An 11,956-nucleotide genomic window follows, 5' to 3' on the forward strand; every position below is an offset into this window, starting at 1 on the left:
CCGCCGAGTCCGGCACGCCTTTCGGCAACCCTCGGCGACGTCGATCGCCACGTCTGCGCCGGCGGGCGAGGTCAGGTCGTGACGGGTTCGGGGACGCGGCGGACCGGGCGGATGCGGATGCCGAACTCCGGGCGCAGGTTCACCGAAGCCAGCGGCACCACCGGGTGGGTGTCGTCGAGTTCGAGGCGGAAACGCTGCACCGTCATGGCCAGGATCAGCACCATCTCCGTCATCGACATGTCCTTGCCCAGGCAGATGCGCGGACCGCCGGAGAACGGGAAGAACGCGAACTTGTGCCGTTCGGCCACTGCGGCGTCGGCGAAACGCTCGGGACGGAACTGCTCCGGGTCGTCCCACAGACGTTTGTCGCGGTGGATGTAGTACATGCACAACGTGACCCGCGCGCCCGCGGGCACGTGGTAGCCGCCGATCTCGTCATCGGCGATCGGCGTGCGTTCGACGATCCAGGCGGGCGGATACAGCCGCATCGTCTCCTCGATCACCATGCGGCAGTAGTTGAGCTGTCCCAGATCGGCGAAGGTGGGCGTGCGGTCGCCGATCACGGAGCGCACCTCCTCGGCCAGTCGCTCTTGGATCTCGGGATGGGTGGCCAGCAGGTAGCACGCCCACGACAGCGCGTTGGCCGGTGACTCGTGACCGGCCACCAGCAAGGTCTTGATCTCGTTGAGCAAGTCCTCCTCCCGCATGCCCTGCCCGCCCTCGTCGCGAGCGCGCACCAGCGCGGTGAGCACGTCGCTGGTGTCGCCGCCGCGGCGGCGTTCGTCGATGAGATGGCGCACCACGTCGTCGAGTTCGCCGACCTTGCGCGCGACCCGGCGGGCCTCCGGCGTCGGGAACGACTGCGGTAGCTTCACCGGCGCGTTCACCCGCTTCATGATGAGCGCGAACGCCGCGCGCATCGCGTCGGTCACCTGTGTGGTGTCGGTGGACAGGTCGATGCTGAACAGGATCCGGCCGGTCACCGCGAGCAGCAGCTTGACGTAGTCGTCGTAGATGTCGCGAAATTCTCCGGCCGCGGCGTCCCAGCTGTCGAGCATCGCCGCGGCGCTGTCGGTGATGTCGTCGGCGAAACCCTTGACGTGCGAGTGGGAGAACGCCGGGGAGATGAGTTTGCGCTGTCTACGCCAGTACTCCAGGTTGTTGGTGGTCAGCTGCCCGTCGCCGAGCAGGATGCTGAACTCGTCGTAGATCGGGCTCTTGCGATAGTTGGTGTAGTTGTCCTTGAGGACGTACTCGGTCATCGCCGGATCCGCGACGAGGTAGACCAGCATCGGGCCCGCCTTGACCCGCACGACGTCGCCGTAGCCGTCCAGCAACGCGCCCACCGTCGTCAGCGGGTTCTTCGCCAGTTTCGGCAGCATGCGTCCGGTTTCCACCAGACCGGGCCCGGGTGCTTTCATGGTCCGACCTTTCACTTCAAGAGCTTGGCGTGCTTGCGCAGCTGGTTCACGTAGTCCTGTTTCTCCACCACCAGCGGGTACTGCTCGGCGTGATAGAGCCGCAGCCCGGCGTACAGGTCGGGCTGGCGGCCCTGGGTGGCGCGGTCGAAACGCTCGACCCGCACCGGGTCGTTCGCCTTGGCGCGCAGATATTCGGCGACCAACTCCGCCTGCTTCTCGTAGACGTCCCAATGCGAGCCGATCGGCCGCACCATCCCGATCACGAACAAGTCGCGGGTGTGCGGCGGAAAGATGTTGAGGTACAAACCCGGTCGCAGGCTGCCGTCGGCCCAGTTCAACAGAGTTCGGTCGACGACGGGGTAGTTCGGCACGAAACCGGTGGCCAGCACCACCAGATCGACCTTCTCCTCGGTGCCGTCGGCGAAGGTCACCCGGTCGTCGTCGATCGATGTGACGTCGGGTTTGGGTGTGATGTCGCCGTGCGTGTAGTAGTGGTGCAACTGGTCGCCGAGCATCGGGATGACGATGCCCTCGGCGAAATCGGGCACCGGCAGCCCGAACGAGCGGGAGCGGCCGCGCAGATAGGAGAACAGCCGCTCGAAGGCCCGCTTGCGCAGCGGCCGCCACATCCGGCCCTGCAGCATGCTGTCGGTCGGGCGGCCCAGCATGTACTTGGGCATGCAGTAGAACCCGCGCCTGCTGCTGTGCAGGGTCAGCGCGGCGTTGACCGCGCAGTCGGACAGGATGTCGGCCGCCGACTGCCCGGCCCCGATCACCAGCACCCGCTTGCCGAGCACCTGTTCGGGATCGCGGTACTCGCTCGAATGCAGCACGGGCACCGTGCCCGAGCCGGGGATGTCGATGCGGCGCGGGGTGCGGTCGTGGCCGGTGGCGATGACGACTCCCGCGTAGTGCCGCTCGGATCCGTCGGCCAGCGTCACCGACCAGCCGTCACCGCCGGGCTCGGCGTGCTGCACCGCGGTGTTGAACCGGATCCGCGGCCACAGCTCGAAAGCGTCGGCGTAGGCGTTGAGGTAGCGCAGCACGAGTTCGTGCCCGGGATAGTCGGGATAGTCCTCGGGCATCGGAAAACCCGAAAACGCCTGCACCCCTTTGGAAGCGATCACGTGAGTGTTGCGGCTGACCGGCGAGTCCGGGCGGCGGGCGTCCCAGATCCCGCCGATACCGTCGGCCGCTTCGAGCACCTCGAAATCCAAACCGTGCGCGGCGAATTCGCGTGCGGTCGCCAGACCTGCCGCGCCCGCGCCGATCACACAATAGGTGCTCATGCCGCGGCGACCCGTTCCGTCTGTGGGGAGTCCTCCTGCGGCGGCGTGGGTTCCGGCTCGGTGCCCGCGCTCGCCCGCCAGGCCACGAAGAAGCAGGCCACGTAGATGATCGTCTGCGCCACCAGCGTGAAGTAGACGTTCTCGTTGTAGACCGCGATGATCAGCCAGGCCACCGTCAGCAGTGCGACGGTGCGTTTGCCGCCGCGCATCAGCCCCGCGTACACCGCCAGCATCCACACCGCGCCCACCGCGATGTACACCCACGGCCCGAACGGCGCGCGGAACGACGCCAGCGTCAACACCGCCAGCCAGATGGCCAGCTGCTCGGCGCGCACCCGCGGCCCTTCGGCCCCCGCCGACAGCCGCCGGTGGATGCGCACCGCGGTGACCGCCACCAGGATCAGCAGCAGCAAGGTGTAGACGTTGGTGATCACGCGAGCGGGACCGACCGGATCGCCGATGTCCCAGCCCATGATGTTCGCCTTGTAGGGCAGCCCGAACGGCGAATAGTTGACCAGCTGATTGGCGCGTTCGACCAGCACGAACTGGTGGAACTCCCCGCTGGCCAGCCGCTTCCAGGTGCCGTCGGACAAGAACTGCCGCCACGGCTCCCAACCGAAGATCGCCAACGTCGCCAGCGAATACAGGCCGCCGAACACGGCCGTCCAGGCCGCGGGCCGCCAGCGCCGCTGGACCAGCAGATAGACCAGCAGAATCGCCGGGGACACCTTGGCGGCGATCGCGAACGCCAGCGCCGCGCCGCCGAAGATATTGCGCCGCAGATGGAAAAGCGCCATCGCGCCCGCACCGCCGACATACAGCACCAGCACGTGGACGTTGCCGATCTGCATCGTCGCCAGCGTCGGCAGGCTGATCCACACCACCGGGGTCAGCGCCGCCAGCACCCCGCCCTGCCTGCCGCCGACCCAGCGGGCGATGGCGAACATGGCCACCAGCACGATCGCCACGTACAGCGAGTAGTACAGCGCCCGCAGCGTGGCGAAGTCGTGGCTGAACAGCAGCAGCAATCGCGGCAGCAGCAGGAACGGCGGCGGGTAGAGGTAGGCGTCGCGATCCTGCGGTGTCACCGCGGGCAGGATCGAATCCGCGTGGGGCGACTCGTAGCGGTGACGGTCGTAGAGACCGGCCGGGTCGTGTTCGGCCATGAGCGCGCCGCTGATGTAGCCGGACAGGTGGGTCTTCTTGACCAGGAAGTCGTCGTCGGCCGACAGCGAGGCGTCCACGTTGTCGGCGTCGAGGATGAACTGTGTCAACCGGGCCAGGACCGCGACGACGAGCACGATCACCAGGCTCCACAGCACCCGCACCACGATCGGTTTGCTGCGCACCACCTCCCGCCACTCGTCGGGCACCCTCGGCACGAACAGCACGAACAGCACCGCCGCGCACACGATGCCGAGCACGGCGGTCACGGGGCCCGGTAGGCCGGTGAGCGCGAGCACGATCATCACGACGGGGACGAGAATGCCGACCACGAACACCGCGTACATCGCGGCGTAGTAGTCGAGCGAACCACGGAACCTGGTCCATGTCCTGGATATCATCTGCAACCTACGGCTTTCGGTTCCCGCGCCGCCCGGTTCGGGCCGCGCGGACGGTCTATCTGGTCGCTGCTCCGGCGTGCTCGGCCAGCAGCGGAACAACCTGGGACACCACGTCGCCCGGTGCGGGCGCGGCGCGCAGGTCGGCGCCGATCTGTTCGGCGGCGGCGCGGAAACGCGGCTCGCGCAGCAGCGTGCGGATCGCGGTGGTGAGCGCCTCGACGTCGCCTTGCCCGGCAGCGGTCTCGGCGGCCAGCCCGGCCCCGCTGCGCACCAGGCCCCTGGCGTAATCGAACTGGTCGAACATCTGCGGCAGCACCAGTTGCGGCAGGCCGAACCAGCCTGCGGTGAGGCCGGTGGTCGAGCCGCCGTGATGCACGAGCAGATCGCAGCTGGACAGGAAGAGGTTCAGCGGAACCTCTTCCACGACACGGACATGGTCGGGCAGTTCGCCGACCGTGGCCCGGTCCGGTGCCGAGAGCGCGACGACGACCTCGGCGTCGTCGACGGCGGCCAGCGCGGCGAGCACGGACTGCAGCGGCCGGGGACCGGTCAGGCCGAGCGTGCTGCCGCCCATGCAGACCGCGATCCGTTTGCGGCCGTGCTGGTTGCGGTGCCACGGCGGCAGCACGCCGGTGCCGTTGAACGGGACGTAGCCCAGCCGGATGCTCGGCGGAGCGTCGGGCGCTTGCAGCCGCGGCGGGCAGATATTGAGCACGGCCACCGGATCGGCCAACCGAGTGCCCGCCTCCTCGGCGAGTGCGGCGGTGCGGTCGGTGAAGGGACCGCCGGTGGGGTCGATGCCCCAGCGGTGCACCAGCACCGGCAGCTCCAGTTGCGCGCCGAGCGCGCGGCCGATGGTGGCCAGCGGGTCGGTGAGGATCACCTCCGCGCCCCAGTCGGTGGCCACCGCGGCGAACGTCTCGAGGTATTGGCGGGCGTGGTTGTGCCAATTCTGCGCGGCGATCTGCCACAAGCCCTGTCCGCTGGACTGGTCGCGGTCGGCGAACAGCGGCAGCGGGAACATGCCCGGGTTCACCTGGGTGCGTAATCGGTCCATCGGCACGTTCAGCGCGGTCACCTCGACGGCGTTGAGCCCCGAGCGCAGCGCCGTCGCCGTCACGTCGTTGCGCGAGGCGACCAGCACTTCGTGGCCTGCCTGGCGCAGCGCCCAGCAGAACGGCACCATCGCCAGCAGATGGCCCGACGAGGGCACCGGCACGACTAGAAACTTCATCCGATCACTCCTTCGGCTTCATCCACTCCATCGGATTGGTGTGCCGAGGCACCCATGATGGAGCCGATTGCTCGGCAGCGCGGCGTTTTTCGATCACCACGATGTTGTGGTAGAAGTGCAGCGCCCCGATCCAGTCGTCGAAAGCGCCTGCCGCTCGGCCGGATTCCTTCTCGAATTCCTGGTGGTGCAGCGCGTCCACCAGGGTTTTCAGATAACCGATGGTGGTGGCCGGATCGTCGGTCGCGGTGCTGCTTCCGCCCCAGCCCGACCAGTAGGAGGTCTGAGTGTCCTCCACCACGTACAGTCCGCCGGGCCGCAGGTGGGCGAACAGCGCACCGAACGAGGCGATCACGTCGCCGCTGATGTGGCTGCCGTCGTCGATGATGATGTCGAACGGGCCGAGCGAGTTGCCGAGCCCGTCGAGGAACGCCGGATCGCCCTGATCGCCGCGCAGGGGTTGCAGGCGCGGCTCGGCGATGCCGGACTTGTCGAAGTAGTCCAGCCCGAACACCAGGCCGCGGCGGAAGTACTGCTTCCACATCCGCAGCGACGCGCCGCCGACGTCGGGGGCGGTGTATCCGCCGATACCCAGTTCGAGGATGCGGACCCGGCTGTCGCGCAGCGGCGCGAAGTGCCGCTCGTAGTGCTGGGTGTACCAGTGCCCGCCCCACTTGTCCGAACCGAAGTGCAGCGACAGCCCGTTGAGGTCGTAGTGGTGGGGACGGCAGGCGGTGACGATGCGGTCGGCGGCTACGGCGGCGGCGTCGCGGGCCAGTCGCCACGGGTCGTCGGGCGCGAAACTGCCCGGTCCCGGCTCGTCCTTGATCGTGATGGCGCGGGTGCCAAGGGCGGCGTCGGGCGGCCCGTAGACCGCGCGCAGCAATTCCACCAGATCCTGGCGCACCACCAGCCACGGATCCTCCAGGGTGCCCGGCGCGATCGCGGGGTCCTCGGCGCCGAAGGTGACCAGGTAGTCCAGCTGTTTGCCCTCGTGGGTCAGTTCGAACACCGCGGTCACCGGTTGTCCCGGGCGGGCGCCGTAGCCCGCGCGCCAGGCGATCTCCTTCAGCACCGCGTCGGCGACGGTCTCGGTGCCGATCTCGCCGATCCGGGCGGCGGTCTCCTCGGGAACGCCGTCGGCGACGGAGATCAAGTGGGCGGCGAGAACGTTCTCGTCGTTCAGGGTCACGTCATCCATCCGTTCCGCCGGTGCGTACCGGCCTCGATTGCTCAGCAAGGCGCACGCCCTCGGCGACGAGCATGGCCCGCACCATGCCGTGGAAATCCACCGAAGGGCGCCACCCGGTCCGCGCGCGCAACTTCCTCGCCTCGCCCACTCGCGGTCGCCCGCCGCGGGTGAGCACCGAGGAGCGTTCGCGGACATGGTCGTGCCAGTCCAGTCCGGCCATGCCGAACGCCGCCGCGCAGAACTGCGCGACCGTGTGGTGTTCGCCGGTGGCGACGACGAACTCGTCCGGCTCGTCGAGCGCCAGGATCCGCGTCATCGCCTCGACGTAGTCCGGGGCGTATCCCCAGTCGGCGCCCGCGTCCAGCCTGCCCACCTCCACCGCGCCGGTCTCACCGCGCTGGATCCTGGCGACGGCGCGCACGATCTTGCGGGTGACGAATTTCTCTGCGCGCAGGGGAGATTCGTGGTTGAACAGGATGCCGGCTGCCGCGAAGACGCCGCGGGCACGGTAGGCGCGGCAGGCCAGCAGGCCGGCCGCTTTGGTCACCCCGTAGATGGAGTCCGGCCGCAGCCCGCTGTTCTCGTCGCACACCGCGTCGCCCTCGGAGCCGAAGACGTGCGACGAGGCCGCGTAGAACAGGCGGGTGCCGGTGCGGTGGCGATCGATCGCCTCCGCGAAATGCTGCACCGGCAGCGTGTTCACCCGATGGGATGCGCGGGCCAGCTCGCGCGGGTCGCCGTGGTCGTCCTGCGAGGAATGCTGCACCGCCGCCAGCAGGTAGACCTGCTGGGGGCGTTCGGCGGCGACGAATTCCTCGACCGCGGCGGCGTCGGTGATGTCGACCGGGCCGTCGCGGCCGATGCGCAGCACGCGCTCGCCGCGCCCGGCGAGCAGGTCCGACAGCAGCGTGCCGTCCTGCCCGGCCGCGCCCGTGACGACGATGGTCATCTCACACCACGTCCAGTTCCGGCAGCGGGAACACCAACCGCCCGCCCGCCGCGCGGAAAGCGCTCTCCCGCTCCAGCATCATGGTGCGGAAATGCCAAGGCAGCACGAAGAACTGGTCGGGCGCCATGGCACGCGCCTGCTCCTCGGACACGATCGGGATCGCGCTGCCGGGGGTGAACTTGCCGAACTTGTCGTCGTTGACCTCCGCGATGCACGCCAGATCCTCCGGCCCGATCCCGCAGTGCTGCAGCAGCACGTTGCCTTTCGTGGAGGCTCCGTACCCGAGCGTGCGCAGACCGGCCTTGCGGGAGCGGTCGAAGAACTCCCGGACCTGTTCGCGGTGCTGGTCGACCCGTTTGGCGAATTCCGCGTACGGCTGCGAGGTGTGCAACCCGAGCGCGGACTCCTCGTGGCGCATCCGATCCAGCGCGGCGGCGTCGGCAGGCGAGGCGACCCCTTGCTTGCCGAGTGTGAGTGCGAAGCTGCCGCCGTTGACGGTATTGCGTTCCACCTCGAGCACCACGAATCCGCACCGCCGCGCCATCCACTCGATCTGGTCGAGGGTGTAGTACTCGAGGTGCTCGTGACAGATGGTGTCGTAGGAGGTGGTGGCCAGCATCGCGGGCAGATAGCTCTGTTCGAGCACCCAGATGCCGTCGTCGGCGAGGCTGTCGTACACCGCGCGCATGAACTCCAGCGGGCGCGGGACGTCGTAGAACATGGCGATCGAGGTGATCACCTTGGCTCGCCGCCCCTCGAGCACCGATTCGGCCAGCTCGTGGTCGAAGTAACCGGTCACCAACCGCACGTGCGGCGGATAGAACCGGCGGAACTTCTCCCCCAGCGGGTCGATGCCCAGAATCGTCGCCGACCCTTCCGGATAGGCGCGCAGCAGCGTCGCGTCGTTGCTGCCGATGTCGATCACCACGTCGTCCGGTGACAGTGGCACCCGCTGCCGGATCCTGTCCACCCGGTGGGCGAGGTGCTCGATCATCGATCGATTCAGCCCGGAGCGGTAACCGTAGCCGGGCGAATACATTTCGCCGAAGTCCGCGGTGTGGCGCAACTGCACCAGCCCGCACTCCTCGCCGCCGTCGGACACGCAGCGCACCAACTCCAAGGGGTAGCGCGGCACCTCGGTCGGTTCGGTGGCCGGGAACACTCCCGTCAACGCCATCGTGCCGAGGTCGACGACCGTTTCGAGCCGGGTGTTCCCGCACACCCGGCAGCCCTGCACCGCCACTGCTTGCGTCACGCGTTCTCCATATCGTGGGCGACCATCAACTCGACGAGCTCGGTGAAACTCGTCCGGGGCTGCCACCCGAGCTTCTCGCGCGCCTTGCTCGGGTCACCGGTGAGATGATGCACCTCGGCGGGGCGGAAGTAGGTCGGATCGACCTCGACGAGCACTCGCGAGGTCCGTCGGTCGATCCCCTTCTCGGTCAATCCGGTTCCTTCCCATATCAATTCGACACCGGTGGCGGAGAACGCGGTCTCGCACAGCTCGCGCACGCTGTGCGTCTCGCCGGTGGCGATCACGTAGTCGTCGGGTTCGGGCTGTTGCAGCATGAGCCACATCGCCTCGACGTACTCCTTGGCGTATCCCCAGTCCCGGCGGGCGTCCAGGTTGCCGATGAACAACTTCTCCTGTTTGCCCTGCGCGATGCGCACCGCGCCCCTTGTCACCTTGCGAGTGACGAAAACCTCGCCACGCCTGGGTGATTCGTGGTTGAACAGGGTGCCGTTGACCGTGTACATCCCGTAGGCCTCGCGGTGGTTGACCGTGATCCAGTACGCGTACAGCTTCGCCACCGCGTACGGCGAGCGCGGATGGAACGGTGTGCGCTCGCTGAGCGCCACGTCGTGCAGGCCGCCGTAGAGCTCCGAGGACGAAGCCTGGTAGAACCGGGTCGCGATGCCGGTCTTGCGGATGGCGTCCAGGATGCGCAGCGTGCCGATGGCGTTGGTCTCCGCGGTGAACTCCGGGATCTGGAACGAGATGTGCACGTGCGACTGCGCGCCCAGATTGTAGATCTCCGCCGGTCGTACGTCCTCCAGGATCCGGTTGAGACTGCTGGAATCCATCAGATCCCCGTAGTGCAGGAACAGCCGGCGTTGGGAATGGGTATCGGAATACAGGTGGTCTATGCGGTCGGTATTGAAATTCGACGCACGCCTGACAATCCCGTGCACCTCATATCCTTGCTGCAACAGGAATTCTGTCAGATAAGACCCGTCCTGGCCGGTGATGCCGGTTATCAGTGCCTTTCTCATCAAACCTCCAGCCCCGAGACTAACCGGTCGTCAAATGGCGGGCAATACCTATCTTTCGGTCGCCGCCGGTATTAGAATTCGATTGCATGAGCGCGGCCTCCGAAAAAACTCTGGTAATGATTCCGACGTACAACGAGCGTCGCAACGTGGGCCCGTTGCTCGCTCAGATCCTGGAACAGGGCTCCGATTTCGACGTCCTGTTCGTCGACGACAATTCTCCGGACGGTACCGGAGATCTGCTCGATGAGCTGGCCCGACAGCACGCGCCCCGTATCCATGTGCTGCACAGGGCGGGACGGCAAGGCGTCGGCTCCGCACACCAGGCCGGTATCCGCTGGGCATACGCGCAGGGATATGCGCACATCATCACGATGGATTCCGATTTCGCGCATCCGCCGTCGTATCTTCCGGCATTGCGCGCCGCTTCCGACGGTTTCGACATCGTGGTCGGATCGCGATATCTGAAAGAGGACAGCCTCGCCGACTGGACTCCCTTCCGCAAGGTCCTCACCCGGGTCGGGCATTTTCTCACCGTGACACTGCTGCGGATGCCCTACGATGCCACCGGCGCGTTCCGATACTACCGGTTGGACACGGTTCCGGTGGCGGCTTTCGATCGCGTTCGTTCGACCGGCTACTCCTTCTTCTTCGAAAGTCTCTACATCCTCGCCGCCAATGGTTTCCGGATCGAACAGGTGCCGATCCACGTCCTCAACCGCACCGCGGGCGCGTCCAAGATGCGCACCCGCGACGTCGCGACCAGCGTGCGTTTCCTGCTGGTGCTGTGCGCGGAGAAGTACCTGCGCCCCGGCAGGCATCGCGTCACCTCGCCGGCGCATCGCTGACCCTCCGCCCGGCCAGCCAGTCGATCACCGCCGCCGCCTCCGGCCAGTCCGGGCCGGTGGCGGTGGTCGGGAACTGGTCGTCGACAAAATCTTTGGCGAACTGCGAGGACGAGCCCACCGCGTCGCGGACCTCCGCCAGCGTCACGGTGGTGCGTGCGCCGACCTCGCGCAGGCCGGTGTCCTCCAGGTGGGCGGCGATCCAGTCGGCGCACCAGTCCACCGGGGCGAAACTCTGCCGGGAGCGGCCGCTGGCGAACACCGGACGGTCGGCGGCCATGTCCGCCAGCACACCCTTGCGGTAGTCGCCGCCGTACATCGGGCCGAGCCGGACGACGAAAGTGTCGCGGCCGGAACACATTCGCTCGGCTTCCGCGCGATGGCGGCCGTAGACCGTGTCCAGCTGGGTCCGTGCGGAGATGCTGCTGATCTGCACGAACCGGTCCCAGCGCCACTGCTCGCGCAGCAGGCGCGTCTTGTCCACCGTCTCCCGGCGATCGTCGCCGGGATGCTGCTCGGCCCAGAACCGCTTCGAGGGGCAGGCGGCGTTGATCAGCACGTCGTAACGACCTGCCGTGCAGTGGGATTCGTGGTCGTCGCGCACCACGGGCACGACCTCCCATCGCCGCGTCCTGCCGAGCGCCTCGACCAGTGCGGCGCCCACGTATCCCGCGGCGCCGAGCACCGCCACCCGCATCCCGCTCATGCGAGGTCCTGTCCGGCACGGGCGGTCGCGCTGGTCGGCCGCACCGGTATTCGGCCGCTCACGACTTGCCTTCCAAGGTGTGCGGCAGCGGCGCCACCTGCACGATCGGCGGATCGCACTCGTCCCACGGCTTGGTCAGCATGGCGACGAAGGTCAGCGGGGTGATCGAGTACACGGTGTGCATCACCCCGATCGGCGTGCGCGTGCAGATGCCCTTGCCCACATGGATGAACTCCTCCGGGCAGTCCGGATCCTCGTGGTCGTCCTTGGTCACCAGCACGCCGTTGCCCTCGACGAACAGCAGGTACTCGACGAAATGCGGGTGGTAGTGCAGGCCGCGCACCTTGCCGGGGTGCATGTAGATCAGGTTGAACTCGAGCAGGGGTTCCGGCGGGACCCAGGTGAAAATGCCACCGCGCCCGTCGCGGACGGTGTCGAGGTTGCACGACGGGGTGAGGACTTCGACCTTCATTACTGCATCCCTTCA

General features: G+C 67.6%; 11 protein-coding genes. 1 reads left to right on the plus strand and 10 read right to left on the minus strand.

Annotation, left to right across the window (positions count from 1 at the left end):
* Positions 1 to 71: 71 nt before the first annotated feature.
* The 8 genes from ACWEH3_RS16225 to gmd are packed head-to-tail and all read right to left on the minus strand — an operon-like array spanning position 72 to position 9,921.
* Positions 72 to 1,421: a cytochrome P450 gene (locus ACWEH3_RS16225; RefSeq protein ID WP_450017388.1), complete on the minus strand. Its 1,350-nt coding sequence runs from the start codon at positions 1,419 to 1,421 to the stop codon at positions 72 to 74.
* An 11-nt stretch (positions 1,422 to 1,432) separates the two neighbouring features.
* On the minus strand, positions 1,433 to 2,710 hold the full coding sequence (locus tag ACWEH3_RS16230; RefSeq protein ID WP_450017386.1) for a flavin-containing monooxygenase: 1,278 nt from the start codon (positions 2,708 to 2,710) through the stop codon (positions 1,433 to 1,435).
* On the minus strand, positions 2,707 to 4,275 hold the full coding sequence (locus tag ACWEH3_RS16235; RefSeq protein ID WP_450017384.1) for a glycosyltransferase family 87 protein: 1,569 nt from the start codon (positions 4,273 to 4,275) through the stop codon (positions 2,707 to 2,709). The genes ACWEH3_RS16230 and ACWEH3_RS16235 overlap by 4 nt, the downstream gene beginning before the upstream one ends.
* A 55-nt stretch (positions 4,276 to 4,330) precedes the next feature.
* Positions 4,331 to 5,509, minus strand: coding sequence for a nucleotide disphospho-sugar-binding domain-containing protein (locus ACWEH3_RS16240; protein ID WP_450017382.1), 1,179 nt, complete (start codon positions 5,507 to 5,509; stop codon positions 4,331 to 4,333).
* Between the two features lie 4 nt (positions 5,510 to 5,513).
* Complete coding sequence (locus tag ACWEH3_RS16245; RefSeq protein ID WP_450017380.1) at positions 5,514 to 6,698, minus strand: class I SAM-dependent methyltransferase; 1,185 nt, start codon at positions 6,696 to 6,698, stop codon at positions 5,514 to 5,516.
* A gap of 1 nt (position 6,699) precedes the next feature.
* Complete coding sequence (locus ACWEH3_RS16250; protein WP_450017378.1) at positions 6,700 to 7,647, minus strand: GDP-mannose 4,6-dehydratase; 948 nt, start codon at positions 7,645 to 7,647, stop codon at positions 6,700 to 6,702.
* Position 7,648: 1 nt separating this feature from the next.
* Positions 7,649 to 8,902 carry a class I SAM-dependent methyltransferase gene (locus ACWEH3_RS16255; RefSeq protein WP_450017376.1) on the minus strand — a complete coding sequence of 418 codons (1,254 nt, stop codon included), beginning with the start codon at positions 8,900 to 8,902 and terminating at the stop codon, positions 7,649 to 7,651.
* On the minus strand, positions 8,899 to 9,921 hold the full coding sequence (gene gmd / locus ACWEH3_RS16260; RefSeq protein WP_450017374.1) for a GDP-mannose 4,6-dehydratase: 1,023 nt from the start codon (positions 9,919 to 9,921) through the stop codon (positions 8,899 to 8,901). Before gmd ends, ACWEH3_RS16255 begins: the two co-directional genes overlap by 4 nt.
* Positions 9,922 to 10,037: 116 nt before the next feature.
* On the opposite strand from gmd, the gene ACWEH3_RS16265 reads away from it, so the two are divergent.
* Complete coding sequence (locus tag ACWEH3_RS16265; protein WP_397077952.1) at positions 10,038 to 10,766, plus strand: polyprenol monophosphomannose synthase; 729 nt, start codon at positions 10,038 to 10,040, stop codon at positions 10,764 to 10,766.
* Here ACWEH3_RS16265 and ACWEH3_RS16270 read toward each other — a convergent pair.
* Both ACWEH3_RS16270 and ACWEH3_RS16275 read right to left on the minus strand, forming a co-directional pair.
* A complete protein-coding gene (locus ACWEH3_RS16270; protein ID WP_450017371.1) occupies positions 10,744 to 11,469 on the minus strand; it encodes a hypothetical protein in 726 nt (241 codons plus the stop codon). The genes ACWEH3_RS16265 and ACWEH3_RS16270 overlap by 23 nt on opposite strands.
* A 58-nt stretch (positions 11,470 to 11,527) precedes the next feature.
* Complete coding sequence (locus tag ACWEH3_RS16275) at positions 11,528 to 11,941, minus strand: cupin domain-containing protein (protein ID WP_450017369.1); 414 nt, start codon at positions 11,939 to 11,941, stop codon at positions 11,528 to 11,530.
* Positions 11,942 to 11,956 lie beyond the last annotated feature (15 nt).

It is taken from the genome of Nocardia sp. NPDC004718 (genome assembly GCF_053601535.1).

Bases quoted from the DNA above. Each gene is read 5' to 3' on its own strand.
- ACWEH3_RS16225 (WP_450017388.1), bottom strand. From the start codon at position 1,421: ATGAAAGCACCCGGGCCCGGTCTGGTGGAAACCGGACGCATGCTGCCG.
- ACWEH3_RS16230 (WP_450017386.1), bottom strand. From the start codon at position 2,710: ATGAGCACCTATTGTGTGATCGGCGCGGGCGCGGCAGGTCTGGCGACC.
- ACWEH3_RS16235 (WP_450017384.1), bottom strand. From the start codon at position 4,275: ATGATATCCAGGACATGGACCAGGTTCCGTGGTTCGCTCGACTACTAC.
- ACWEH3_RS16240 (WP_450017382.1), bottom strand. From the start codon at position 5,509: ATGAAGTTTCTAGTCGTGCCGGTGCCCTCGTCGGGCCATCTGCTGGCG.
- ACWEH3_RS16250 (WP_450017378.1), bottom strand. From the start codon at position 7,647: ATGACCATCGTCGTCACGGGCGCGGCCGGGCAGGACGGCACGCTGCTG.
- gmd (WP_450017374.1), bottom strand. From the start codon at position 9,921: ATGAGAAAGGCACTGATAACCGGCATCACCGGCCAGGACGGGTCTTAT.
- ACWEH3_RS16265 (WP_397077952.1), top strand. From the start codon at position 10,038: ATGATTCCGACGTACAACGAGCGTCGCAACGTGGGCCCGTTGCTCGCT.
- ACWEH3_RS16270 (WP_450017371.1), bottom strand. From the start codon at position 11,469: ATGAGCGGGATGCGGGTGGCGGTGCTCGGCGCCGCGGGATACGTGGGC.
- ACWEH3_RS16275 (WP_450017369.1), bottom strand. From the start codon at position 11,941: ATGAAGGTCGAAGTCCTCACCCCGTCGTGCAACCTCGACACCGTCCGC.